Annotated in this window: 22 protein-coding genes; 13 read left to right on the top strand and 9 right to left on the bottom strand. The window is 60.2% G+C overall.

Annotated elements, in window-relative coordinates; genetic code table 11:
- Positions 1-334: 334 nt before the first annotated feature.
- The 3 genes from ACRESH_RS01420 to ACRESH_RS01410 form a co-directional block, all read right to left on the bottom strand.
- Positions 335-994, bottom strand: a complete 660-nt coding sequence (locus tag ACRESH_RS01420) for a response regulator (protein WP_431740246.1) — start codon at positions 992-994, stop codon at positions 335-337.
- Positions 991-1,881, bottom strand: coding sequence for a sensor histidine kinase (locus ACRESH_RS01415; protein ID WP_431740277.1), 891 nt, complete (start codon positions 1,879-1,881; stop codon positions 991-993). Before ACRESH_RS01415 ends, ACRESH_RS01420 begins: the two co-directional genes overlap by 4 nt.
- A 449-nt stretch (positions 1,882-2,330) precedes the next feature.
- On the bottom strand, positions 2,331-2,828 hold the full coding sequence (locus ACRESH_RS01410; protein ID WP_431740245.1) for a histidine kinase: 498 nt from the start codon (positions 2,826-2,828) through the stop codon (positions 2,331-2,333).
- 349 nt (positions 2,829-3,177) lie between these two features.
- On the opposite strand from ACRESH_RS01410, the gene ACRESH_RS01405 reads away from it, so the two are divergent.
- Positions 3,178-4,113, top strand: coding sequence for a chemotaxis protein CheV (locus ACRESH_RS01405; RefSeq protein ID WP_431740244.1), 936 nt, complete (start codon positions 3,178-3,180; stop codon positions 4,111-4,113).
- A 46-nt stretch (positions 4,114-4,159) separates the two neighbouring features.
- Positions 4,160-4,963 (top strand): MOSC domain-containing protein, encoded by an 804-nt coding sequence (locus tag ACRESH_RS01400; protein WP_431740243.1) that lies wholly within the window; start codon positions 4,160-4,162, stop codon positions 4,961-4,963.
- A 54-nt stretch (positions 4,964-5,017) separates the two neighbouring features.
- Here the strand turns inward: ACRESH_RS01400 and ACRESH_RS01395 are convergent, their stop codons facing one another.
- Entirely contained in the window at positions 5,018-6,946 is a 1,929-nt protein-coding gene (locus tag ACRESH_RS01395; RefSeq protein WP_431740242.1) for a transglycosylase SLT domain-containing protein, read from the bottom strand.
- Between the two features lie 220 nt (positions 6,947-7,166).
- Between ACRESH_RS01395 and ACRESH_RS01390 the strand changes: the two genes are divergently transcribed.
- Positions 7,167-9,089 (top strand): ATP-binding cassette domain-containing protein, encoded by a 1,923-nt coding sequence (locus ACRESH_RS01390; protein ID WP_431740241.1) that lies wholly within the window; start codon positions 7,167-7,169, stop codon positions 9,087-9,089.
- A gap of 39 nt (positions 9,090-9,128) precedes the next feature.
- Here the strand turns inward: ACRESH_RS01390 and ACRESH_RS01385 are convergent, their stop codons facing one another.
- The gene (locus ACRESH_RS01385) at positions 9,129-9,569 is read right to left on the bottom strand and encodes a universal stress protein (RefSeq protein WP_431740240.1); all 441 of its coding nucleotides are present in this window, start codon (positions 9,567-9,569) and stop codon (positions 9,129-9,131) included.
- 109 nt (positions 9,570-9,678) lie between these two features.
- Between ACRESH_RS01385 and ACRESH_RS01380 the strand changes: the two genes are divergently transcribed.
- From ACRESH_RS01380 to ACRESH_RS01350, 7 genes are all read left to right on the top strand, one after another.
- On the top strand, positions 9,679-10,116 hold the full coding sequence (locus ACRESH_RS01380) for a hypothetical protein (protein ID WP_431740239.1): 438 nt from the start codon (positions 9,679-9,681) through the stop codon (positions 10,114-10,116).
- A 496-nt stretch (positions 10,117-10,612) separates the two neighbouring features.
- Positions 10,613-12,760 (top strand): fatty acid oxidation complex subunit alpha FadB, encoded by a 2,148-nt coding sequence (gene fadB, locus ACRESH_RS01375; protein WP_431740238.1) that lies wholly within the window; start codon positions 10,613-10,615, stop codon positions 12,758-12,760.
- A gap of 29 nt (positions 12,761-12,789) precedes the next feature.
- Positions 12,790-13,965 (top strand): acetyl-CoA C-acyltransferase FadA, encoded by a 1,176-nt coding sequence (gene fadA / locus ACRESH_RS01370; RefSeq protein WP_431740237.1) that lies wholly within the window; start codon positions 12,790-12,792, stop codon positions 13,963-13,965.
- 77 nt (positions 13,966-14,042) lie between these two features.
- On the top strand, positions 14,043-14,294 hold the full coding sequence (locus ACRESH_RS01365; protein WP_431740236.1) for a DUF1653 domain-containing protein: 252 nt from the start codon (positions 14,043-14,045) through the stop codon (positions 14,292-14,294).
- 100 nt (positions 14,295-14,394) lie between these two features.
- On the top strand, positions 14,395-17,007 hold the full coding sequence (topA, locus tag ACRESH_RS01360; protein WP_431740235.1) for a type I DNA topoisomerase: 2,613 nt from the start codon (positions 14,395-14,397) through the stop codon (positions 17,005-17,007).
- Between the two features lie 141 nt (positions 17,008-17,148).
- Complete coding sequence (locus tag ACRESH_RS01355; RefSeq protein WP_431740234.1) at positions 17,149-17,670, top strand: DUF6586 family protein; 522 nt, start codon at positions 17,149-17,151, stop codon at positions 17,668-17,670.
- 50 nt (positions 17,671-17,720) lie between these two features.
- Complete coding sequence (locus ACRESH_RS01350) at positions 17,721-17,954, top strand: hypothetical protein (protein WP_400173038.1); 234 nt, start codon at positions 17,721-17,723, stop codon at positions 17,952-17,954.
- Positions 17,955-18,019: 65 nt separating this feature from the next.
- On the opposite strand, the gene sulA is transcribed toward ACRESH_RS01350, so the two are convergent.
- Together sulA and lexA are read right to left on the bottom strand one after the other, a co-directional pair.
- Entirely contained in the window at positions 18,020-18,502 is a 483-nt protein-coding gene (sulA, locus tag ACRESH_RS01345) for an SOS-induced cell division inhibitor SulA (RefSeq protein ID WP_431740233.1), read from the bottom strand.
- Positions 18,503-18,512: 10 nt separating this feature from the next.
- The gene (gene lexA, locus ACRESH_RS01340) at positions 18,513-19,121 is read right to left on the bottom strand and encodes a transcriptional repressor LexA (protein ID WP_431740232.1); all 609 of its coding nucleotides are present in this window, start codon (positions 19,119-19,121) and stop codon (positions 18,513-18,515) included.
- Positions 19,122-19,352: 231 nt separating this feature from the next.
- Between lexA and psrA the strand changes: the two genes are divergently transcribed.
- Genes psrA through nagZ form a run of 3 tightly spaced genes read left to right on the top strand, consistent with a single transcriptional unit; the run spans position 19,353 to position 21,657 of the window.
- Positions 19,353-20,066 carry a transcriptional regulator PsrA gene (gene psrA, locus ACRESH_RS01335; protein WP_431740231.1) on the top strand — a complete coding sequence of 238 codons (714 nt, stop codon included), beginning with the start codon at positions 19,353-19,355 and terminating at the stop codon, positions 20,064-20,066.
- A gap of 45 nt (positions 20,067-20,111) precedes the next feature.
- Positions 20,112-20,636: a L,D-transpeptidase family protein gene (locus ACRESH_RS01330; RefSeq protein WP_431740230.1), complete on the top strand. Its 525-nt coding sequence runs from the start codon at positions 20,112-20,114 to the stop codon at positions 20,634-20,636.
- Between the two features lie 22 nt (positions 20,637-20,658).
- Positions 20,659-21,657, top strand: a complete 999-nt coding sequence (nagZ, locus tag ACRESH_RS01325; RefSeq protein ID WP_431740276.1) for a beta-N-acetylhexosaminidase — start codon at positions 20,659-20,661, stop codon at positions 21,655-21,657.
- A 35-nt stretch (positions 21,658-21,692) separates the two neighbouring features.
- On the opposite strand, the gene ACRESH_RS01320 is transcribed toward nagZ, so the two are convergent.
- Both ACRESH_RS01320 and ACRESH_RS01315 read right to left on the bottom strand, forming a co-directional pair.
- The gene (locus ACRESH_RS01320) at positions 21,693-25,028 is read right to left on the bottom strand and encodes an SNF2-related protein (protein WP_431740229.1); all 3,336 of its coding nucleotides are present in this window, start codon (positions 25,026-25,028) and stop codon (positions 21,693-21,695) included.
- Between the two features lie 4 nt (positions 25,029-25,032).
- Positions 25,033-25,593: a CsiV family protein gene (locus ACRESH_RS01315; RefSeq protein WP_431740228.1), complete on the bottom strand. Its 561-nt coding sequence runs from the start codon at positions 25,591-25,593 to the stop codon at positions 25,033-25,035.
- Between the last annotated feature and the right edge of the window lies 1 nt (position 25,594).

Here is a 25,594-nt window from a genome sequence, read left to right as displayed (position 1 = left end):
TACAGTGCAGTAAGGGGAAACCGGGACCTGACAGGCGTTCGCGCAATTAGTCAATAAAATGACTTTTGCCATCGGCATCTTCCATGGTGGCCAAATATTTGTCGAATGATGCGCCCAGGCGTTCGCGCTTTCAATGATATTTGTGTGAAAGCTCGGCAAATTTTTCTTTCAGTCGATCATTGGGCGTGCAGCAAAAGCCCGGGCTCTGTGGTCGAGATACTCGAGTTTTCCTTCACGGGGGAGGCAAGATGACGCAGCACAAAACCTTAATGATCCTGCATGGCAAACAGGTCATGAACGAGCAGGTGCGCCTGCCGTCCGATTCGTTGCTACTTCAATCGTCGAGGCTGATGATCTGTTCGCGTACGGCGAACAGCACAAGGCCGGCAACATCGTAGATCTGCAGGCGTTTCATGATCTGTGAGCGGTGAGTCTCAACGGTCTTGATGCTCAAACCCAACCCGTGGGCAATTTCGCGGGTGGATTTGCCGCGCACGATCAAGCGCAGGATTTCCAGCTGGCGGGCTGTCAGGTTGTGGTTTTCCGAGGCCCGTGGCTTGGTTGTCTGGGCCCGCAGCAGGGCCTGGTTGATCACGGTGTGGGCAATCGCCGGGCTCAGGTAGCGCTCGTCGTTGCGCAGTGCCGCCAGGGCCTGTTCCAGTTCGGTGGCAGTGGTGTCCTTGAGCAGGTAGCCGTGGGCGCCGCTTTCCAGGGCCTGCATGATCAGTTCGGGGTCGGTGTGCATCGACAGGATCAGCACCTTGCTGCGACAGCCCCTGGCGCGCAACTGGGTGAGGGCGTCGAGGCCGTTGGTCGAACGCATGGAAATGTCCAGCAGGACGATGTCCGGGTCCAGTTGCAGTACAAGCTCGGCCACTTGGCTGCCGTCATTGCCTTCACCAACCACTGTGTACCCGGGAATATCTGATACCAAGGCGCGAACGCCGGCGCGAATCAGTGAGTGGTCATCTACCAGCAGCAATTTACAGGTCATGGGGCATTACTTGTCTTGGCGCGTTCAAGGGTGCGTGGAGGCCAGGGAAACAGGGCGTCGATTCGGGTGCCTTTGCCTGGCTGGCTGCTGACTGACAGTTTGCCATCAAGCAGGGCGGTTCGTTCGAGCATGCCGGCCATGCCGCGCTGTCCTTCATCAGCCGGGTTGCTGGCGGGCATGAAACCCTGCCCGTCGTCGCTGATGGACAAGGCAAGGCCTTCGGGCTGGCGCTGAATGCATACGACCAGGTTGCGTGCGCTGGCATGGCGGAGGATGTTGGTGACCGCTTCCTGGGTAATGCGAAAGGCTGCGATGGCCATGTCTTCGGAAATGCCGCCCAGGCGCTGGCGGCATTCAAGGCTCCAATGCACGCTAGTGTTTTCCAGGGTGCGCACCAAGTGTGCGCGCAGACTGGCCTCCAGTCCCAGACTGGACAGCTGGCGCGGATTGAGAATGGCCGAGACGTCACGGACATTGGCCAAGGTGTCGTCCAGGGTACTGCGCAGGGTGCTGCAGTGTTCCTGCAGTTCGCTTGGCACCCGGCGTTGCAGCCAGTCTGCCTGGAGTTTGGCGGCTGTCAGTAGTTGGCCAATATCGTCATGGAGCTCGCGGCTCAGGCGTTGGCGCTCGCTCTCCTGAACCTTGAGCAGGCGATCGGCAAGTTCTGCCGGGCGTATGGCAATCGAACGCGCCCAGTGGCGCAGATGCCAGCCAATGCTCAGCATCGCCACCAGGTGCAGGAGCAATACGCCGACCGTCATTGGCAGCGCGTAGAGGTACAACGCCAGGTTGGCGATGATCGAGACCAGGCACAGGAGTGCGGTCAGCCCGCGCAGTAGAGCGGCTCCGGGGCGCCAGAGCTTGAATCTATTGAGGCTTGAGAGCATAGAAAATGAAGCCACTGAAATATCGCTGAAGAAAGCCTTGAAAAGGTCAAACTAGAGACGTTGTCGTATTGCCTTCAATATCATTTAAATGTCGGCGCCGGGCGGTGTGATGAATGCCTGCGCCAAGAGAATGAATCTACGAGGGCATGATCGGCCAAAGTCTGACTAGCCTTCATCAGCGCGCATGGTATCACTTCAAGTACCAAGGGTGGCGAACTCTGATAACTGTCTGAATCGTCAGATTTTACGGGCTGGTACGGGGGTTCCGCTGAGCGTTCTGATCTAGCACTTTGCCACCATTTTTTAGGTGGTAAAACTTTCACACAATAAAAAAGATCTGCAGTTGCGAAAGCGACTGCAGCAATGATTGGTAAGCGGGAGAAGTTTCGGGTTAGTGCGTAGCGCAGAACATTGTGAGCACCCGGCAATGGATCTTTGCCTATTAGTCTTTAGTTACCCGTAGTTGGACGCTCAGTTGCCTCGTGCAGTACGTGCGGCGGGTGTTCGCAGGGGGTCATGCTCGAGGCACAGGAAGTGCAGGCCGAAGTCGGATTCAGGGCTGCTGCCAGATTATCCAGTAGCACCACTTGTTCATCGGTATCCAGGCCCAGGCGGCCGGTGCACGGGTCAACCAGTTCCAATTGCCAGGCCAACAGGGTCAGGCACTCTTCCAGGGCCGGCAGGGCACTGCCTGGCAAGCGCGCCGGATTCTGGGCCGTGTCCAGCAAGTGCTGCAGTTGCGTGCTGTAACTGGCCACTTCCACCAGCCCCAGGGACTGGGCGCGAGTGACCAGCGTGGCCAAGGTGTCGTTGAGGCAGTGGCAGGCATCCGGATCGTTGTCGATCAGTTCCAGATGCTGCAAGCACTCTTCGGCCTGGGTCAACAAGACCTGGGCATCCACCAGAAAGTCCTGCAGGACGCTGCTGTTCAGTGATTCGTTAGCCATCATTTGGCTCCAGCGCAAAGGGCTGGAGCAGGGGCTGGCCACAATGAGGCGATCGCTGACAAAAGCCTGACTCCGTTCATGCAATGAGAATGGTGTCACATTAATGGCTAATGGATATCGCGAACATCAGGTCTCACCCGATTGTTGCTAGGGGTTTCCCTGATAGGGTGATTTGTTTACGACCCTTTGCGGGGGTAAGCGACAGGAAGGGGCTGAGCGCAGTAAAGCATGATGTTAAAGTGACATCAATGCCCGGTTTAGCATTTTCTTCCGGGGGTCAAGCTGCGCCCGATCTGGCCGATACAGGGCCAATGGATTCATTTCTTGGAACAAACCTGGGGGTTCTTCAATGGCTGGCATTCTCGACACAATAGATCAAAGAACGCAGCTGGTGGGTGAGAATCGCCTGGAAATCCTGATGTTCCGCCTGGCCGGCCGACAGTTGTTCGCGATCAACGTGTTCAAGGTTCAGGAAGTGCTACAGATGCCCAAGCTGACCTTGATGCCGCAGCGCCATGCGTTCGTTTGCGGCGTGGTCAACCTGCGCGGTCAGACATTGCCGGTGATCGACCTGTCCCAGGCTATCGGCATGCGTCCGCTGACGCCTGGGCCAGGTAGCACCATTATCGTCACCGAGTACAACCGTTCGGTGCAGGCGTTTCTGGTCGGTGGGGTCGATCGCATCGTCAATATGAACTGGGAAGCCATCATGCCGCCGCCCACTAGTGCCGGCCGCCAGCACTACCTGACGGCGATCAGCAAGGTTGACGAGCAACTGGTGGAAATCATCGACGTGGAAAAGGTACTGGCCGAAATCGTGCCGTATAGCGCCAAGGTTTCGCGTGACAAACTCGAGGATCCAGTGCTGGCGCGTGCCCGTGGCCGCGAGGTACTGCTGGTGGATGACTCCACCGTAGCCTTGGCCCAGCTGCGCGATACGCTGTCCCAGTTAGGGGTGAAAATGCATGTCGCCAGTGATGGCCTCAAGGCCTTGCGCATGCTCAAGGCCTGGGCTGACGCCGGGGAAGATATGTGTGAAAAGCTGTTGATGATTTTCACCGATGCCGAGATGCCGGAGATGGACGGCTACCGGCTGACCACCGAAATCCGCAATGATCCACGCCTGCGTCCGCTACATGTAGTGTTGCACACCTCGTTGTCGGGTAGCTTCAACGAATCGATGGTGAAGAAGGTCGGCTGTGACAACTTCCTCTCCAAGTTCCAACCCGACAAGCTGGTCGATGTCGTACGCCAGCGTCTGATGCTGGATGAAGCGACGGCCTGAGTCGGTATAAGCTAGGGCTTTAAACCGGCAAAAGGACAGGTCACCCATGCAATTGAGTGCGTTGTACCGATATCCGCTCAAATCCGCGCGCGGTCAGGCGCTGCAATCGTCTTCACTGGGCCTGCTGGGATTGAGCGGTGACCGTCGCTGGATGCTTGTAGAACGCGACAATGGCCGCTTCCTGACCCAGCGTGCGTATCCGCAGATGAGCCAGTTGACAGCGTTGTACGGGGTAGGCGGCGATCTGATCCTGGAGGCGCCGGGGCGGCCTGCGCTGAAAGTCGTCGTGCCGCAGGCTGACAGCGATCTGCGTGGAGTCACGATCTGGCGCGACACCTTTCGCGTGCCGGATGCCGGTGATGACGCTGCGCAGTGGCTCAGCGAATTTATCGGCAAGGACGTGCGCCTGGTTTATGTGCCAGAGGCGCGCACCCGCTTCCTGCCGGGTGGTTATGGCCTGAACAGCGACCGGGTAGCCTTTGCTGACGGTTTCCCCTTGCTGCTGATCGGTCAGGCGTCGCTCGATGATCTGGTGCAAAAGGTCGGACGGCCGCTGGAAATGCTGCGTTCTCGTCCCAATCTGGTGGTGGAGGGCGCAGAAGCCTTTGCCGAGGATAACTGGAAGCGTATCCGCATCGGCGAGGTGGAGTTCCGAGTGCTCAAGCCTTGCGAGCGCTGCATCCTGACCACTATCGATCCGCAGACCGGCGAGCGCAGCCCGGATCGCGAACCCCTGACCACACTCAAGACCTATCGGCAGAAGGAAGGGGATGTGCTGTTTGGGCAGAACCTGGTTGCTGCTGGCAATGGGGTGCTTGAGGTGGGGATGCCGGTGACGGTGCTGGAATAGTCATCGCAGGGCAAGCCCGCTCCCACTGTGGGCTTGCCCTGCGGTTGCATTCAACTACTGATCATCAAAATACCGCTCATGCCAGTCCACCAGCGGCTGCGGCGAATTGAGCTTCTGTCCGTAGATCACCGAGTAGGACAGTACGTTCTGTACATACTGACGGGTTTCATCGAACGGAATCGACTCCACCCAGACATCGAAGCTGAGGTGGTCGGCGCCGCGCAGCCATTGTCGCACACGGCCCGGGCCTGCGTTATAGGCAGCCGAAGCCAGCACCCGATTACCGTTGAACTGACTGTGCACCTGGCTCAGGTACGCCGCGCCAAGCTGGATGTTCTTGTCCGGGTTGAACACCTGGGCCGGGGAGGCCAGCGGGATGCTGAACTTGCGCGCAGTTTCCTTGGCGGTGGCCGGCATCAGTTGCATCAGGCCGCTGGCGCCAACGCTGGAACGGGCATCCTCCATGAAGGCACTTTCCTGGCGGGTAATGGCGAACACCCAGCTTGAGTGCAGGCCGCGAACCTTGGCTTCGCGCACCAGGGTATCGCGGTGGGCCATGGGGAAGCGGATATCCAGGTCGTCCCAGTATTGCGCCTGGCTGATGGTACGAATCGCTGGGAAGTACCAGCGCATGTCATAGGCCAGGCGAGCCTGGGCCACCATTTCGTCGCGACTGAAGTGACGGCTGACGTGGTACCACTCGCGGCGACCGTCGACGATTTGACCGCGGGCATGGAACTCCAGAGCACGACGGATGCCCGGTGTGTTGCGAACCTTGTTCATCAAGGCCTTGCTCAGCACCAGTGGCTTATTGTTCAGCTGATAAGGCGTTTTCGCCCGGTCGGCGGCAAGGAAGCCATAGAAGTCACGCTCGCGGGCCACGGTTTTGTACAGTAACGGGATCTGCGGGTTCTGTGGTTGCGCCAATTCAAGGCTGCGCGCTTGCCAGTAACGCCAGCGATTGCTGCTGGCCAGGTCCTGGGGCAGGCGCTTGGTCAGTTCATAGGCATCTTCCCAGCGACCCAGGCGCAGCAGCAGACGCAGGCGCCATTCGGTGACGGTGTTGTCGCGCAGCTCGGGGTCGTAGCGGGTCATCAGCTCCAGGGCCCGCGGGTCGTAGCGGCGGGCCAGGGTCAAGCCGATTTCGCGGGCGATGGCGACTTTTTCGTCGCGAGAGAAATGCATGCGATTGGCGTAGTCGTCCAGCAGGCTCATGGCCCGCTCCGGATCCTGGCGCGCCAGGCGGCGCAGGCCCAAGCTGACCACATCGGACATGGCCTCGTTGACCGGTACGAAACGACCTGGCTGGTTCAATAGCTGTGGCTTCTGTGCCACCTCAACCAGCAAGCGACCTTGAGGTGCCAGCGTGGAGAGGGTTTTGGTCAGGCTGTTGGCCAGGGCATAGTTGCGGGCTTGGGCTGCCAGCTTGGTGCGCTCCCAGCGCTTGCGCTCGCTGAGTTGCCCTTCAGCTGCCCAGCGCTCGAACAAGGCATCACAGGCGGCGGGCTGGGACTTGCCCACCAGCCACAGTTTTTCTGCCGAGGCATAACCTTCGGCGCGCTGGCCCTGGATCAGCTGACGCTGACCATTGAGGCAGTCGAGTTCGGTGAAGTTCAGCTTCGGATCGTAATAGCGGCTGAAGGTGTCCCACTCGCCCCGCTCGGCCAGCCAGCGCAACCAGCGCAACTTCATCCAGTTGGCCTGGGGCAGGTCGCCATGGGTGGCGAGGAATTTCTCGATCTCCGCATTGCTGGCGGTTTTCAGGCGCGCGGTCAGTTCGTCGTAGGCCAGGTAGGGCGTCAGCGGATAGTCGCTCAGCGCCTGGGCGTAACGCAGGTACGGACCTTTGTCGCCCTTGGCCAGGGCGCGCTTGGCCTCGTCGTAGTACTGGCGCTGCACGGTGATATCGGTGGCCTGGGCGACGCTGGCCGCGGAGGCCGAGAGAAGCAGGCAGGAAACTAGGTTGAACAGGCGGCTGCGCATGAGACTTCCGGGCAGATTGACCATGAAAAGTGACGGCGAGGCCAGCACTGTTGGATTACGTTGCTTTAGCTTAGCCGTTTGCCGTAGGCGGATGAAAGCATTGTGCTTGTATCGAGTTGTAATCAAGCGGTCTGTCGGCGGATCTGTCTGTAGGAGCGCCTGCTTAATGTGAAGCAGGCCCAAGTCGGGTAGAATGCGCGCCCGGTTTTTGGAGAAGATCATGACCCTGCTCAAATTAAGCGATGTGTCCCTTGCGTTCGGCGCCATGCCGTTGTTGGACAAGGTGTCCTGGCAGATCGCCCGTGGTGAGCGGGTGTGCATCATCGGCCGCAACGGTACAGGCAAGTCGAGCATGCTGCGCCTGGTCAAGGGTGACCAGAAGCCTGATGAAGGCGAGGTCTGGCGCGCGCCTGGGCTGAAGATCGGCGAGCTGCCGCAGGAGCTGCCGGTAGCAGACGGGCGCACGGTGTTCGATGTGGTCGCCGAAGGCCTCGACGGTGTCGGCGCCTTGTTGGCCGAGTACCACCACCTGAGCCAGAACATCCATACCGATGCCGACCTGGAAAAGCTCATGCACGTCCAGCACGACCTGGAAGCGCGTGATGGCTGGCGCCTGCAGCAACTGGTCGACAGCACCCTGAGCCGCCTGCAACTGCCAGCCGACAAGACCCTGGCCGAACTTTCGGGTGGCTGGCGCCGCCGCGTGCTGCTGGCCCAGGCACTGGTGTCCGAGCCAGATCTGCTGCTGCTCGACGAACCGACCAACCACCTGGATATCGGCGCGATCGCCTGGCTCGAAGATGCCCTCAGTGGTTTCGGTGGCGCCGTGCTGTTCATCACCCACGACCGGTCCTTCCTGCAGAACCTGGCCACGCGTATCCTCGAACTGGATCGCGGCGGCTTGATTGACTGGAACGGCGACTACGCCAGCTTCCTGGTGCACAAGGAAGCCGCACTGGCCGCCGAAGAAACCGCCAACGCGCTGTTCGACAAGAAGCTGGCCCAGGAAGAAGTCTGGATTCGTCAGGGCATCAAGGCTCGACGCACCCGCAACGAAGGCCGCGTGCGCGCCCTCAAGGCCCTGCGCGTTGAGCGCAGCGAGCGCCGTGAACGCCAGGGCAAGGCCAATATCATGCTCGACGTTGCGGAGAAATCCGGCAAGCAGGTCATGGTCCTGGAAAACGTCAGCTTCAGCCATCCGGGCGGCCCGCAGCTGGTCAAGGACTTCTCCATGGTCCTGCAGCGCGAAGACCGCATCGGTCTGCTCGGCGCCAACGGTACCGGCAAGACCACCTTGCTCAAACTGATGCTCGGCGGTCTTGAGCCTACCAGTGGCAAGATCGAGTCCGGCACGCGCCTGGAAGTGGCCTATTTCGACCAGCTGCGCCATCAGCTGGACCTGGAAAAGACCGTGATCGACAACCTGTCCGAAGGTCGCGATTTTATCGAAATCGACGGCCAGAACCGTCACGTGCTGAGCTACCTGGGCGACTTCCTGTTCAGTCCGCAGCGTGCCCGTACCCCGGTCAAGGCGTTGTCCGGTGGTGAGCGTGCGCGTCTGCTGCTGGCCAAACTGTTCAGCAAGCCGGCCAACCTGCTGGTGCTCGACGAACCGACCAACGACCTCGACGTGGAAACCCTCGAACTGCTCGAAGAGGTGCTCTCGGCGTTCAAAGGCACCGTGCTGATGGTCAGCCACGACCGGGCCTTCCTCGACAACGTGGTCACCAGCACCCTGGTCTTTGAAGGCGAGGGCAAGGTGCGCGAGTACGTCGGCGGTTACCAGGACTGGATCCGCCAGGGCGGTTCGCCGAAGTTGCTCGGTGTCACCGAGAGCAAGTCGGGCAAATCGGAACTCAATACTGCAGTGGTCGAAGCCGTAGCGCCTGAACCGGTAGCCGCGCCAGCAACTGCTGAGGCGCCGAAAAAGAAGCTCAGCTACAAACTGCAGCGCGAACTGGAAGCCTTGCCGGGTCAGATCGACGAACTGGAACAGAAGATGGCGGCGGTGCAGGAAGAGATTTCCGATCCGGCCTTCTACCAGCGCCCGATCGACCAGACGTCCGCGGTGCTGGCGCGTCTGGAGCAGTTGCAGGCCGAGCTCGATGTGCTGGTAGAGCGCTGGGCCGAACTCGACAGCTAAGGGGAGGGGCCCGGCGCAGCCTGCGCCGGGCTGCCCTGGTTACTCTTTTTTCAGCAGGCGTACGGCAAGCACATCGCAGGGCGCGCCGTGCAGTACGTCGTTGGCGGTAGAACCTAGCAACAGTGCCAAGCCGTGCCTGCCGTGACTGCCAACCACGATCAGGTCGCACTGCTGGTCCTTGGCCAGTTGGTGGATTTCCTGGCGTGGCTGGCCGTAGGTCAGGTGCGAATCGCCGCGGTTGATTTCCGGGTACTTGTTGAACAGGCGATCCATGCGCTCCTTGGCCTGGTCGAACTGTTGCTGTTGCAGTTGGGACAGGTCCATCGGCACGTCCCCGCCAAAAGCCATGGCCATCGGCTCGACGATGTGCACCAGGGAAACCTTGGTACTGCCGGATATGGCCAGTTCGCGGGCGCGCTTGATGACCGGGTCGCATTCTTCGGTCAGGTCGACGGCAACCAGTATATGTTCGTAGGGCATGGGAGGCTCTCCTGACAGTCGCGGTAGTTCAAGTATGGTCGGTTTCAGGCTGATCGCTTGAAACCTCGGCTAACCAGCTCATTTGCAAAGCTTTATGGGAACAACAGATATGACGGTCTGGGTAGTGGTGTCAATCCTTGCGCTGATTCTCAGCCCTTTGGCCTGGTTGCGTCCTTCACGCAACCAGAGTGGTCGGATGGCCCTGCGCATGGAAGCGCGGCGCATGGGCTTGAATATGCAACTGGCGCCTCAGCAGTGGCCGCACTGGTTGCCCAAGGAGCCGCCAAGCCCCTGCGCGCAGTACGTGCGGCCGCGGCGCCAGGGCAGGGTAGACAGCTGGAGTTACTGGCAAACCACCCCGGGCACCTGGCTTAACCAATGGCGTGAGCCTTGTAGCGATCCTGTGCATGCAGAGCATCTTGCCCGCTTGCCTGAAAACGTCTTCAAGGTCGAAGCGGGCCCGCAGATGGTTGCTCTCTATTGGGGGGAGCGTGGTGAAACGGCTGTATTGCAGGATATTGCTGCAGTGTTGAAAGCCCTGGCCTGATCACGCTCGATAAAAAGCCCGATATACGCATCGGGCAGGCGGGCCAGGCAGGCCGGTATAAGTCTTGATTCCTTTCCAGTGTAGCGGGCTCCCTGCTACCCGCAGTTTTTCGTGCCCCTTTTCATTACACCCAGTAGGCGTAGATCCTGCGTTTGTGCGTGTAAGCCTTTAACCACTATTGCTGACGTGAATACGGTTCGATCACCGATGCCGAGGTTTGCCCGTGGTCAGCGGAAAATGACCGCAAAGTCGCGTTTTCACGCCGCTTTTGGGGATTTGACAACGGCGGTCTTTTCGTTGAATGTGTGCATACCCAAATCAAACGGGCGTATGAATTGAGCGTTTGTATTGTCAGAAGGCTCTTACAGAATCCCGACTATCGCGCTGACGGGTGTGCCTGGCGCAAGGATTCGGCAAATCACGGCCAGCGGCCGGCCGGGTCTTTCACCAGCGTTCGGCGTGTACAGTTCAGCTTCCATATCGTGGAGATCAGTTGATGATTTACGAAGGTAAAGCCATCACGGTTAAGGCTCTTGAAAGCGGCATCGTCGAACTGAAGTTCGACCTCAAGGGTGAGTCCGTCAACAAGTTCAACCGTCTTACCCTGAACGAATTGCGTCAGGCCGTAGACACCATCAAGGCCGACGCATCGATCAAAGGCGTGATTGTCAGCAGTGGCAAGGACGTGTTCATCGTCGGCGCGGATATCACCGAGTTTGTCGATAACTTCAAGCTGCCCGAGGCCGAACTGGTCGCCGGCAACCTGGAAGCCAACCGGATTTTCAGCGACTTCGAAGACCTGGGCGTGCCGACTGTTGTCGCGATCAACGGCATTGCCCTGGGCGGCGGTCTGGAAATGTGCCTGGCTGCCGACTACCGCGTGATGTCCAGCAGCGCCAAGATCGGCCTGCCGGAAGTCAAACTGGGTATCTACCCGGGCTTCGGCGGTACCGTGCGCCTGCCGCGCATCATCGGTGCCGACAATGCCATCGAGTGGATTGCCGCCGGTAAGGAAAACCGTGCTGAAGACGCCCTGAAAGTCGGCGCCGTCGATGCCGTGGTCGCCCCCGAGCTGCTGCAGGCCGCGGCCCTGGACCTGATCAAGCGCGCCATCAGCGGCGAGTTCGATCACAAGGCCAAGCGTCAGCCGAAACTCGAGAAGATCAAGCTCAACGCCATTGAGCAGATGATGTCCTTCGAAACCGCCAAAGGTTTCGTCGCCGGTCAAGCGGGCCCGAACTACCCGGCACCGGTCGAAGCGATCAAGAGCATCCAGAAGGCTGCCAACTTCGGTCGTGACAAGGCCCTGGAGGTCGAAGCCGCCGGCTTCGCCAAACTGGCCAAGACCTCGGTTGCACAAAGCCTGATCGGCCTGTTCCTCAACGACCAGGAGCTCAAGCGCAAAGCCAAGGCTCACGACGAAATCGCTCACGACGTGAAGCAGGCCGCTGTACTCGGTGCAGGCATCATGGGTGGCGGTATCGCCTACCAGTCGGCGGTCAAGGGCACCCCGATCCTGATGAAGGACATCAACGAAGCTGCCATCCAGCTGGGCTTGAACGAAGCCTCCAAGCTGCTCGGCAAGCGCGTTGAAAAAGGCCGCCTGACCCCGGCAAAAATGGCTGAAGCGCTGAACGCGATTCGCCCGACCCTGTCCTATGGCGACTTCGCCAATGTCGACATCGTCGTTGAAGCGGTGGTCGAGAACCCGAAGGTCAAGCAAGCGGTACTGGCTGAAGTGGAAGGCCAGGTGAAGGAAGATGCCATCCTGGCCTCCAACACCTCGACCATCTCCATCAACCTGTTGGCCAAAGCCCTCAAGCGTCCGGAAAACTTTGTCGGCATGCACTTCTTCAACCCGGTGCACATGATGCCGCTGGTAGAAGTCATCCGTGGCGAGAAGTCCAGCGACGTGGCTGTTGCCACCACCGTTGCCTACGCCAAGAAGATGGGCAAGAACCCGATCGTGGTCAACGACTGCCCGGGCTTCTTGGTCAACCGCGTGCTGTTCCCGTACTTCGGCGGTTTTGCCAAGCTGGTCAGCGCCGGTGTCGACTTCGTGCGCATCGACAAAATCATGGAAAAGTTCGGCTGGCCGATGGGCCCTGCCTACTTGATGGACGTGGTCGGTATCGACACTGGCCACCACGGCCGTGACGTGATGGCCGAAGGCTTCCCGGACCGTATGAAGGACGACCGTCGTTCGGCCGTCGATGCGCTCTACGAAGCCAACCGCCTGGGCCAGAAGAACGGCAAGGGCTTCTACGCCTACGAGACCGACAAGCGCGGCAAGCCGAAGAAAGTCGCCGACGCGGCTGTCCTCGAAGTGCTCAAGCCGATCGTCTACGAGCAGCGTGAAGTCACTGACGAAGACATCATCAACTGGATGATGGTCCCGCTGTGCCTGGAAACCGTTCGTTGCCTGGAAGACGGTATCGTCGAAACCGCCGCCGAAGCCGACATGGGTCTGGTCTACGGTATCGGTTTCCCTCCGTTCCGTGGCGGTGCACTGCGCTACATCGATTCGATCGGCGTAGCTGAATTCGTTGCCCTGGCAGACAAGTACGCCGATCTGGGTCCGCTGTATCACCCCACCGCGAAGCTGCGTGAAATGGCCAAAAACGGTCAGAGCTTCTTCGGTTAAGCGCCCAACGATAGAGAGCGAGAGAATATATGAGCCTGAATCCAAGAGACGTGGTGATTGTCGACTTCGGTCGCACACCGATGGGCCGCTCCAAGGGTGGCATGCACCGCAATACCCGCGCCGAAGACATGTCCGCGCACCTGATCAGCAAGGTGCTGGAGCGCAACACCAAGGTCGACCCTAATGAAGTCGAGGACGTGATCTGGGGCTGCGTTAACCAGACCCTGGAGCAGGGCTGGAACATCGCCCGTATGGCGTCCTTGATGACCCAGATCCCCCACACAGCTGCCGGCCAGACCGTCAGCCGTCTGTGCGGTTCGTCCATGAGCGCGCTGCACACCGCAGCACAGGCGATCATGACCGGCAACGGCGACGTCTTCGTCGTCGGTGGTGTCGAGCACATGGGGCACGTCAGCATGATGCACGGTGTCGATCCGAACCCGCACATGTCGCTGTACGCCGCCAAGGCCTCGGGCATGATGGGCCTGACCGCCGAAATGCTGGGCAAGATGCACGGCATCAGCCGTGAGCAGCAGGACCAGTTTGGCCTGCGTTCGCACCAGCTCGCTCACAAGGCGACGGTCGAAGGCAAGTTCAAGGATGAAATCATCCCGATGCAGGGTTACGACGAGAACGGTTTCCTCAAGGTCTTCGACTACGACGAAACCATTCGCCCGGACACCACCCTGGAAAGCCTGGCGGCCTTGAAGCCTGCTTTCAACCCTAAAGGGGGTACCGTGACTGCCGGTACGTCCTCGCAGATCACCGACGGTGCCTCGTGCATGATCGTCATGTCGGCCCAGCGTGCCCAGGACTTGGGCATCCAGCCGCTGGCCGTGATCCGTTCCATGGCCGTGGCCGGTGTCGATCCGGCGATCATGGGCTACGGTCCGGTCCCGGCGACTCAGAAAGCGCTCAAGCGCGCGGGTCTGACTATCACCGATATCGACTTCTTCGAGCTCAACGAAGCCTTCGCTGCACAGGCCCTGCCAGTGCTGAAAGATCTGAAAGTGCTCGACAAGATGAATGAGAAGGTTAACCTGCACGGCGGCGCCATCGCTCTGGGTCATCCTTTCGGTTGCTCTGGTGCGCGGATTTCCGGCACTCTGCTCAACGTCATGAAGCAGAATGGCGGGACCTTCGGTGTTTCGACCATGTGCGTCGGCCTGGGCCAAGGCATCACCACCGTCTTCGAACGCGTTTAAGCGTTTCGCGGGTGGAAACCGGGGCCTGGTGCCCCGGTTTTTGTTTTTGCAGGATTTTTTTCAAGAGAGTGAGCAACATGCAGATACAACCAGGCGTATACCGGCATTACAAGGGGCCTGAGTATCGTGTGTTCGGTACGGCGCGCCATTCCGAAACCGAGGAGTGGGTGGTCTTCTATCAAGCCCTGTATGGCGATTTCGGCCTCTGGGTCCGGCCACTTTCGATGTTCATGGAGTCGGTCGAGGTTGACGGCGAGCAAGTGCCGCGCTTTGCTTTGGTCAAGGCTGAAGCCGAGCTGTTTTCCCGGCCAGATGCTGAGGGTGGCTAACGCCTCGCGCTTGACCTCACTCTGTTGCCACTATATATAGCGGTGCCGCGTCAGGTACCTGCCGTGTTTTTATTTTCAGTATTCAGGAATTTTCCGATCCATGGGCAAATCGCTGGTCATTGTGGAATCCCCGGCTAAGGCCAAGACCATCAACAAGTACCTGGGCAGCCAGTACGTGGTGAAGTCGAGTATCGGCCATATCCGAGACCTGCCCACCAGCGGTTCGGCCAGCGCCAGCAAAGAGCCTGCCGCCAAACGTGGCAAGGCCGCCGCAGGCGAAGCGCCAGCGCTGTCGCCGAAAGAAAAGGCACGCAAGCAGCTGGTCGCGCGCATGGGGGTCGATCCGGACCACGGCTGGAAAGCCAAGTACGAAATCCTGCCGGGCAAGGAAAAGGTCATCGACGAGTTGCGTCGTCTGGCCAAGGATGCCGACACCATCTATCTCGCAACCGACTTGGATCGCGAGGGGGAAGCCATTGCCTGGCACCTGCGCGAAGCCATCGGTGGTGACGACAGCCGCTACAAGCGTGTGGTGTTCAACGAAATCACCAAGAAGGCCATCCAGGAAGCGTTCTCGCAACCGGGCGAGCTGGATATCGATCGGGTCAATGCGCAGCAGGCGCGTCGCTTCCTCGACCGCGTGGTGGGTTACATGGTCTCGCCACTGCTGTGGCAGAAGATCGCCCGTGGCCTGTCAGCCGGTCGCGTGCAATCGGTGGCGGTGAAGCTGGTGGTCGAGCGTGAGCGTGAGATCCGCGCGTTCATCCCCGAAGAATACTGGGAAGTGCACGCAGACCTTGGCACTGCAAAGGACGCCAAGGTGCGTTTCGAAGTGGCTCGGGAGAAGGGCGAAGCCTTCAAGCCGCTCAACGAAGCCCAGGCCATGGCTGCGCTGGAAAAGCTCAAGTCCTCCAGCTACACCGTCGCCAAGCGTGAAGACCGTCCGACCAGCAGCAAGCCGTCGGCGCCCTTCATTACCTCTACCCTGCAGCAGGCCGCGAGCAATCGCCTGGGCTTCGGGGTGAAGAAGACCATGATGATGGCCCAGCGTCTGTACGAAGCCGGCTACATCACCTATATGCGTACCGACTCGACCAACCTTTCGGTCGATGCGGTGGAAATGGCTCGCAGCTATATCGAAAGCGAGTTCGGCAAGAAATACCTGCCTGAAGCGCCGATCGTCTACGGCAGCAAGGAAGGCGCCCAGGAAGCGCACGAAGCGATTCGACCTTCCGACGTCAACACCCACCCGACCAAGCTCAGTGGTATGGAGCGCGATGCCGAGCGCTTGTACGAGCTGATCTGGCGCCAGTTCCTGGCCTGCCAGATGCCACCGGCGCAGTACCTGTCGACCACCGTCAGCGTCACCGCTGGCGACTTCGAGCTGCGCGCCAAGGGCCGTATCCTCAAGTTCGACGGTTACACCCGTGTGCTGCCGCAACAGAGCAAGCCGGGCGATGATGACGTGCTGCCGGAGATGAACCAGGGCGAAGTACTCAAGCTGATCCAGATCGACCCGAGCCAGCACTTCACCAAGCCGCCCGCGCGGTTTTCCGAAGCCAGCCTGGTCAAGGAAATGGAAAAGCGTGGCATTGGCCGTCCTTCCACGTACGCGGCGATTATCTCGACCATCCAGGATCGCGGCTACGTGACCCTGCACAACCGGCGTTTCTATTCCGAGAAGATGGGCGATATCGTCACCGAGCGCCTGTCCGAGAGCTTCTCCAATCTGATGGACTACGGCTTTACCGCCGGCATGGAAGAGAACCTCGATGACGTGGCCCAGGGCGAGCGCGACTGGAAAAACGTACTGGATGAGTTCTACGGTGATTTCAGCAACAAGCTGAAACTGGCTGAGGATGGCGAGAAGGGCATGCGTGCCAATCAGCCGACCCTGACCAACATTGCGTGCAAGGATTGCGGGCGGCCGATGATGATCCGGACCGCGTCCACTGGCGTGTTCCTCGGTTGCTCGGGCTACAGCCTGCCACCCAAAGAGCGTTGCAAGGCCACCGTGAACCTGGTGCCGGGCGATGAAATCGCCGCCGACGACGAGGGTGAATCAGAATCGCGCGTATTGCTCAACAAGCATCGCTGCCCGATCTGTGCCACGGCGATGGACGCCTACCTGCTCGACGAAAAGCGCAAGCTGCACATCTGTGGTAACAACCCGGATTGCACCGGTTATGAGATCGAAGAAGGTAACTACCGTATCAAGGGGTACGAAGGGCCGAGCCTGGAGTGCGACAAGTGCGGTAGTGAAATGCAGCTCAAGACCGGCCGTTTCGGCAAGTTCTTCGGCTGTACCAATGCCGAGTGCAAGAACACCCGCAAGCTGCTCAAGAGCGGCGAAGCAGCGCCGCCGAAGATGGATGCGGTGAAGATGCCGGAACTCAAGTGCGAAAAGGTCAATGACACCTATGTGCTGCGTGATGGTGCTTCAGGGTTGTTCCTGGCTGCCAGCCAGTTCCCGAAAAATCGCGAGACGCGTGCGCCGCTGGTGATCGAGATCGTTCCGCACAAGGACGAAATCGATCCCAAGTACCACTTCCTCTGCGAAGCGCCGAAGAAGGATCCTGACGGTCGTCCGGCGGTGATTCGCTACAGCCGCAAGACCAAGGAGCAGTACGTACAGACCGAAGTCGAGGGTAAGCCGACCGGCTGGCGTGCCTTCTACGACGGCAATGCTTGGAAGGTCGAAGACAAGCGCTGATCAATCTTTATTGATCCAATCGCGGGGCAAGCCCGCTCCCACAGGTGCTCCCTGTGGAAGCGGGCTTGCCCCGCGATGCTTTTCAGGCGTGCAGTAGTGTAAATTGAAAGACCGCCTTGCAGCCTTTCGGAGGGCACTCAGATGGCCCAGGAACTCTATACCCGTACCAATCAGAAGATTTACTTCGCAGGCCTGGCTCTCGAAGCCCTGGGCAAGGCGCAGGAAAGCCGGGCGATGAACTCCCAGGCCTTGATTCAGGCCGAACGCGAGTCGGCATTGTTCCACTTGTATGGGGCACTGCTAGGGCTGTGTCACGAGATTGCCGGGTTTTACCGTTTGCCGCAGGCCGGTGCGCCACGCGCAGAGCTACTGTTGACTCGTGAAGTACTCGAAGCGGTGGCGATTCCGGAAATGGCCGAGCTGGTCGAGTTGGCGGAGCAGCGGGAAACCTGGCTGGCGCAACTGTTAGGCGCTTATGCCGATTTGTTCCGACCGCTGGTCGTGAAAAAAGCGCCAAAAACCGACGTCAGCCAGCCTCTGATTCAGGCTGTGAGCCTTGATGAGCCTGAGGTGGTGGCGCTTTCGCGGGAAGAGTTGGAGAGCTGGCGGCAGAACCTCAAGGGGCTGACCGTTCGTTTTCGCGAGGGCTTGAGTGAGTGCTGATTGGGGCGGTCGCTGGTACAATGCTGGCCTTTCGTGGAGAACTGCCCTTTATGCCAACGTCCTTTCTAGAAATTGTCGAGTTGCCTGATGGCCGGATCGAGTTGCGCCGTGCCGAGGACGAAGGCTCCCTGGTAACCCTGGATTTCTCCGAGGACGCCAAGGCTTTCCTGCAAGGTCAGCACGTGGAAGTGGCCAAGGCCATGCTCAGTGTTGGCGTACAGATGGCTGGCAAACTGGTGGAAGGCGAAGTCGAGCGAGACGAAGGGCCACGCGTCCTGCATTGATCGCCCTGCGTGGCTTCCTCGTCCTGAGGAAGCCTGGCGAAACCAACCGATACTTATCCTGAATATCAGCCGAGGCGGATGTTCAGACTTTGTGCGTCTCCCGCACGGGCGGCGTTGCTCAATTGCTGGCGGGCGCTGCTGCTGACGGTGCTCAGCCAGCTGACCACGGTATGGCTGCGCCCCAGGCGCAGAGCCTCACAGGCCAGTTGCAGGGCGTTCTGGTTGCCGCGCGGTTGCAGCAGCAGGATGCGCTCGCGGTTCAGGCCAGCTTCGCGCAGCCACGCCTGGGTCAGGCTGGCCGGTGGGGCGATCAGGGTCAGCCAGCGGGCGTCCTGCTCTTCGCTCAACTCGCTCAGCTCACGCAGCATGGGGGCCAGCAGGCTCTGGCAGCTGCCCAATGCGCCGCGCAAGGACAGCTCGCTGAAAACCTGAGCGGCGCCAGGGTGCGGCGCAGGCTTGGCGGCTTTCAGTCCGGGCAGAACTGGCTGAGCCAGGAACGCTTCGAACAAGGGCAATTGTGCTTGCTGTGGTGCATGGGGGAACTGCATGACGCCTCCTTTACCGGCGAATGACGCCGACACTCAAGCCCTCGATCACCAGCTCCTGTTCTTTCAGGTCAACTTCGATAGGGGCGAACTCGGGGTTTTCAGCAATCAGCCAGACTTTGCTGCCTTCACGCTGGAAACGCTTGACCGTAACCTCATCACCCAGGCGGGCGACCACGATCTGGCCATTGCGAGCTTCGCGGCAGGTATGCACGGCGAGCAGGTCGCCATCGACAATGCCGACGTCCTTCATGCTCATACCGTGAACGCGCAACAGGTAGTCGGCCCGGGGATGGAAGAAGGCCGGGTTGATGTTGCAGGACTCTTCGATGTGTTGCTGGGCAAGAATCGGTGCACCGGCGGCGACGCGACCGATGATCGGCAGGCCGCTGTCTTCGGCCTTGGCTTCAAGGCCAGGGATGCGGATGCCGCGCGAGGCGCCGGGGGTCATCTCGATCGCGCCCTTGCGGGCCAGGGCCTTGAGGTGTTCCTCGGCAGCGTTGGGCGACTTGAAGCCCAGCTCCTGGGCGATCTCCGCACGGGTGGGCGGGAAGCCGTTGTCTTCCAGGCAGCGCTTGATAAAAGCCAGAATCTCAGCTTGGCGTGGCGTCAGTTTTAGCATGTCGATCGCTCTGTCTTTTTATACAGTGACTGTAATTATATACAGTGAGTGGCAAGCTGCAAGCGCCATGCTTCAAGAAAAAGCGGGTGCGGTACTCTTATGCCTTGCAGCTTGCGGCCTGCAGCTGTGATTTAATACGTGACCGGGTAGACGCAAAGCGGCTGTGCGGACTTGACAAATCACTGCTTTGAAACGTATGTTTCAAACAAGTGTTTGTCAGGCGGAGTAGTCATGGCCCAGTCGGAAACCGTTGAACGCATTCTCGATGCTGCCGAGCAGTTGTTCGCGGAAAAAGGTTTTGCCGAAACCTCATTACGGCTGATCACCAGCAAGGCCGGCGTCAACCTGGCGGCGGTGAACTACCATTTCGGTTCCAAGAAGGCGCTGATCCAGGCAGTCTTCTCACGTTTCCTCGGTCCTTTCTGCACCAGTCTTGAGCGCGAGCTGGAGCGTCGTCAGGCTCGCCCCGAACACAAGCCAAGCCTTGAAGAACTGCTGGAAATGCTGGTCGAGCAGGCGTTGGTGGTGCAGCCGCGTAGCGGCAACGACCTGTCGATCTTCATGCGCCTGCTAGGTCTGGCCTTCAGCCAGAGCCAGGGTCACCTGCGGCGTTACCTGGAAGACATGTACGGCAAGGTGTTTCGTCGTTACATGCTCCTGGTCAACGAGGCCGCGCCGCGTATCCCGCCCATCGAGCTGTTCTGGCGTGTGCACTTCATGCTCGGTGCCGCGGCGTTCAGCATGTCCGGGATCAAGGCCCTGCGCGCCATCGCCGAGACCGATTTCGGCGTCAATACCTCGATCGAGCAGGTCATGCGCCTGATGGTGCCGTTCCTCGCCGCCGGCATGCGTGCCGACAGTGGCGTCACCGACGAAGCGATGGCCGCCGCGCAACTGCGCCCACGCAGCAAGTCAGGCAGCACCCCGGTCGCCGCCAAGGCCTGAGCCACGGCTGGGCGCGGCGAGCTGCATCGGCTAAGCTAGCGCCCCATGGCCAGTCTCGATTTTTTGCACATTTCCCTCGCTGATCAATGCCTCTACGGGTTCTCCCAGGGGCAGTTGTGCCTGCGTCTGGCGGTTTCCACCGCGCGCAATGGCGCCGGTGAGCTCAATGGCTCGGGCTGCACGCCACGGGGTCGTCATCAGGTGCGGGCCAAGATTGGTGCAGGCCTGCCACAAGGTGCGGTGCTGCGCGGGCGGCGCTGGACCGGCGAGACCTGGTCTCCCGAACTGCACGCACAATTTCCCGGTCGCGACTGGATCCTCACGCGTATTCTCTGGCTCAGCGGTTGCGAGCCGGGCTTCAATCGCCTGGGGGCGGTCGACACCTTTCGTCGTTACATCTACTTGCATGGCACGCCCGATAGTGAACCTATGAGCGTGCCGTTGTCCCATGGCTGCGTGCGCCTGCGCAACACCGATTTGCTCAGCCTGTTCGACCAGCTGCCGGCGCATTGCCCGGTGCAGATCGATGAAGCCGCGTGCCCCCAATGGGCTCACATCAGCGTCAACTGAAGGATCAATTATGAGTGCCAGCCTGCAAGGCTCCTTGATGGTGGACATCGCCGGTACCTGGCTGACCGCCGAAGATCGCCAGCTTTTGCGCCAGCCCGAAGTGGCCGGCCTGATCATCTTTGCCCGCAACATCGAAAGCCCGCGCCAGGTGCGCGAGCTGACCGCCTCGATCCACGCCATTCGCCCGGACCTGATCCTGGCTGTGGACCAGGAGGGTGGTCGGGTCCAACGCCTGCGTCAGGGCTTTGTGCGGCTGCCGGCGATGCGTGCGATTGCCGATAACGACAACGCCGAGTATTTAGCCGAGCAGTGTGGTTGGCTGATGGCGACCGAAGTGCTGGCGGTCGGCCTGGACCTGAGTTTCGCGCCTGTGCTGGACCTGGATCATCAGCGTAGCGCTGTGGTCGGCAGTCGTGCCTTCGAAGGTGACCCGCAGCGCGCCACCACCCTGGCCGGTGCCTTTATTCGCGGCATGAATGCCGCGGGCATGGCCGCCTGCGGCAAGCACTTTCCGGGGCATGGCTGGGCCGAGGCCGACTCCCATGTGGCCATTCCTACCGACGAGCGCAGCCTGGAACAGATCCGCGCCGTCGACCTGGTGCCCTTTGCGCGCCTTAGTGGCCAACTGGCGGCGGTGATGCCGGCGCACGTGATCTATCCGCAGGTCGACAACCAGCCGGCGGGCTTCTCGCGGCGCTGGCTGCAGGACATCCTGCGCGGTGAGCTGGGCTTTGATGGAGTGATCTTCAGTGATGACCTGTCTATGGCTGGCGCCCATGTGGTCGGTGATGCCGCCAGTCGTATCGAGGCAGCGCTGAGTGCCGGTTGTGATATGGGGTTGGTGTGCAATGACCGGGCGGCGGCCGAGCTGGCGCTGACGGCGGCCCAGCGCCTGAAGGTCAAGCCCTCGCCACGTATTGCACAGATGCGCGGGCAGGGCTTTGCACGTACCGACTATCGCCAGCAGCCGCGGTGGCTGGAGGCGCTTGGAGCGCTCAAGGAAGCTCAGCTGATAGATTGATTTGCAGCCCATCGCGGGCTTGGCCCGCGATGAATTCAACTCGCTTTCGACGCTTTGCGCTTACCGGGCAGCGGCGCAAACAACGCGTCAATATCTTCCGTCGCCAACCGCCAGTCCCCCGCCTGGCGCCCATCCAGCACCCCGGCCGCCAACGCCGACTTTTCCTGCTGCAGTTGCTGGATCTTCTCTTCCACCGTGCCTCGGGTAATCAGCTTGTAAACAAACACCGGCTTTTCCTGGCCGATGCGATAGGCGCGGTCGGTGGCCTGGTTTTCGGCTGCCGGATTCCACCAGGGATCATAATGGATCACGGTATCGGCAGCGGTCAGGTTCAGGCCAACGCCACCGGCCTTGAGACTGATGAGGAATATCTGCAGGCGACCGCTCTGAAAGTCTTGCACCGGCGCCCGACGGTCACGGGTCTCGCCGGTCAGCAGGGCATAGGCGATGTTCCGTTGCTGTAGCTCGGCCTCTATCAGCCGCAACATGCTGGTGAACTGCGAGAACAGCAGCACCCGCCGCCCTTCGGCAAGCAGCTCTTCGAGCATTTCCATGAGGCTGGCGAGTTTGCCCGAATGGGCGCCGCGGGCGGTGCAAGCCTGGCTATTGACCAGGCGCAGGTCGCAGCAGACCTGGCGCAGCTTGAGCAAGGCTTCAAGGATGATGATCTGGCTGCGCGCCACGCCCTTGCGGGTGATCTCGGCGCGTACCTTCTGGTCCATGGCCAGGCGCATGGTCTCGTAGACGTCGCGTTGGGCGTCGCTGAGGTCAACCCAGTGGATCATCTCGGTCTTGGCCGGTAGCTCGGTGGCCACCTGTTCCTTGGTGCGCCTGAGCAGGAAGGGCTTGATCCGCGCATTGAGGTGTTGCAGGCGCTCATCGTTACCCTGACGCTCGATCGGTACCCGATAGTCGCGGTTGAACGCCTTGGCGTCACCCAGCCAGCCAGGCAGCAGGAAGTGGAACAGCGACCACAGCTCGCCCAGATGATTTTCCAGTGGCGTGCCGCTCAGGCACAGGCGCTGGCGTGCCTGCAACTGGCGCGCAGCCTGGGCGGCCTTGCTGCTCGGGCTCTTGATGTACTGCGCCTCGTCGAGGATCAGCACGTGGAGCATAAGGTCCTTGAAGTGCTCCAGGTCTTTGGGCAACAGGGCATAGGTTGTTAGCAGCAGGTCATAGTCCTGCAAGTTGTCAAAGTGCTTGCGTCGGCCGATACCTTGCAGGGCCAGGACCCTCAGGCCAGGGGCGAAGCGCGCCGCCTCATCCTGCCAGTTGGGAATCAGGCTGGTGGGCATCACTACCATGGCCGGGCGGGTCAGGCGTCCGGCATTCTTTTCGGTGAGCAGGTGAGCGAGGGTTTGCAGGGTCTTGCCCAGGCCCATGTCGTCGGCAAGGATGCCGCCGACTTCCAGCTCGCGCAGGGCTTGCATCCAGCTCAAGCCTTCGAGCTGGTAGGAGCGCAGGGTTGCGCTCAGGCCGTCCGGTGCCTGCACCGAATGCAGGCGGATGTCGCGCAGGCGTTCGGCCAGGCTGCGGACCTGGGCGCCGCCTTGCCAGCTCAGTGGCAGATCTTCCAAGGCGTTGAGGCGGGTGGCGTCGAGGGTGGGCAGGCGCAGGCTGGTGTCGCCCGGTTCTCGCAAATAGAAGTCGCCCAATGTCGCCAGCACAGGTTTAAGCCGGCCATAGGGGAGCGCCACCTGCAGGTTGTGGCGAACGCTGCCTGGCGGGGCGGGTATTTGCACCAGCAGTTGTTCATCGTCTCGACGCTTTTGCAACTGCGCCGGATTGAGTAGTTCCGGATGGCTGCGCAGTACGTTGAGCAGGATGGGCAGCAGGCTCAGGCGCTCACCATTGACCTCAATGCCTAACTCCAGGTCGAACCAGTCGCGGCCGCTGGTCTCGTCGATCTGGACATACCAGTCATCTACCTGGGCGAGATTGAAGGCGAAGTCATCGGTGTATTCAACTTCCCATCCCTGCTCGCGTAGTACTGGCAAGTCATTGAGAATGAAGCGTAACCAGGCGCCTTCGGAAGCAAGTTCAAGCAGGTCTCCAGCGCTTTCCGGCAGGGCTTTGCTTTGCCGCGTGGCGACCTTGAATCCCAGGCGCTGAAGTGTCAGTCGGATCAGGTTCTCGGCTTCCGGGTGGCGCTGGATGCGTTGACTGGTGTTGCCGTCGAGCCGCGTGACTTCCTTGGCATGCCGGCCACTGGCCCGAACACCGTCGTAGACAAATGACAGAGCGGCCCTGTGCTGGTGCTGACGCTGCATCCTGCCGCTTTGCGGTACGTATGCACTGAATTCGTGGCTGCCCAAGGTTAGGTGGGGCGTGGGTGTAATGCCTTCGATGATCTTTTCGCTCAATGTTCTGGGGGTGGGGATCTGACGATTGAGGGTCTGAATCCGATGGCTGAATTTTACCACCTGGCTTTCTGGGACTACGGGTGCTGAAGCGAGATAAGAGGCAATGATTTCATCGTAGTTGTGACGTAAGCGGCCAATCTGGTCCTCGGTTTCATCGAGGTAATAAAGCGGCTGTAAGGCCAGTACGTGCTTGAGCAATTTGCCATGGCTGTACCAGCAGCCCTTGTAGTGATCGTCGTCAAGCTTCACCCAGCGGAACTCGCAGGCAAGTGGCGCTCCTCGGGTGATGGGTTGTCGGCTGGTGGCGAGGGTCAGGCGCTCGGTTGCCAGGGCCAGTTCGAGCAGCTCGGCGCCTTCATGCCCTTCCAGTTTCACGTCGCTGTTGAATGTGCCGATCGGAGATCTGGCGACCACCAGTCGCAGAAATTTGGCGTCGGGCTCTTGCAAGTAGCGCGGCTTCAGTCGCAGGACTTCGTCCGGATAGTAGACGGGTTTGAGGTCCGTGAAGCTGCCATCTTTGAGGCGATTGCACTTGTACGGTGTAATGGATGCCTTGCCGTCTGCTATCAAGTCCAGTGCGTACATCAGGGTGCGTCCGCCAGATTTTGCGGATTTTCCCGTGTCGAGGTCGGCCTTCGCCAGGTTGTCGATCCAGTGCTCCAACTGCGGGCTGAGGCGATCATCTTTATCGGACTGCGGTGTTGTATCTTCTTCTGGCAGTCCCAGCAGGTAGTACAAGGCTGCAGCGCAGTGTTTGCAATTGAAGCCTACCGGGCAGCTACAGTTGGCCTCGAGAAACGCTCCTTGTTCGAGCCCCTCCATCTCAATGAGCTGCGTGTAGACATTGTTTCCAGAACCGCGGCAGGTTGAGGTGATCGTGCCATGTACCAGCGAGACGAGCTTTATGCGGTCTTGGGTCGCATACTCAAAGCCTCTGTCCAGCGCTCGCCCACTGAAAGCTGAGGGCCAGTCCTCATTCTCAAGCAATTGCCGCAGTTTTTTTTGCATCAGGCTACTGCTCCATCATCTCCGGTTGAGGGCTGGGCGCGCTGACTGGCCTGTTGGCTGTGACCTTGAGCAGCAAGGCCAGGTGGCCGCCGTCAAGGAAGGTCAGTTCTCCGTTTTTCACCGTGCTGTTGCTCTGCTTGAGCTGCTCGCTCTGGATCACCGCGCCATTGCCATCGAACTGGTTGACCCAGAGGCTGGCCTCGACGCTGATGAAGCGCTCTTCCTTGAGGTGCAGGTTGCCCTCGATAGGGAAGTGCCCGAACTGCTTTTTACCGTCACTGATGGCGACAGTGCCGGCATCCTGTTGCCAGGCTTTGTGCAGCAGCACGGTGTATTGATTGTCGGCGCTCAGCTTGGCCGCTTCGTCGGTCATGGCCGGTTGGCGCAAGTCGCCTTCGGCAATGGCCTGGGCGCCGTTGCTCCAGTCTTCCGGGGCGAACTGGCTGGTGATTGCTGGCACGGCGTTCTGCCGCACCAGGATCATTTCGACCCGATAAACGCCGTCAGCAAAAGCGCCTGGCGCGAACAACGCCAACAGCAGGGTCAGGCTACGCAATGCACGCATG

It is taken from the genome of Pseudomonas sp., assembly GCF_050739775.1.
Taxonomy (GTDB): Bacteria; Pseudomonadota; Gammaproteobacteria; order Pseudomonadales; family Pseudomonadaceae; genus Aquipseudomonas.
Note: the sequence above shows the minus strand (reverse complement) of the source record. Positions and strands in the feature narration are given on the sequence as shown.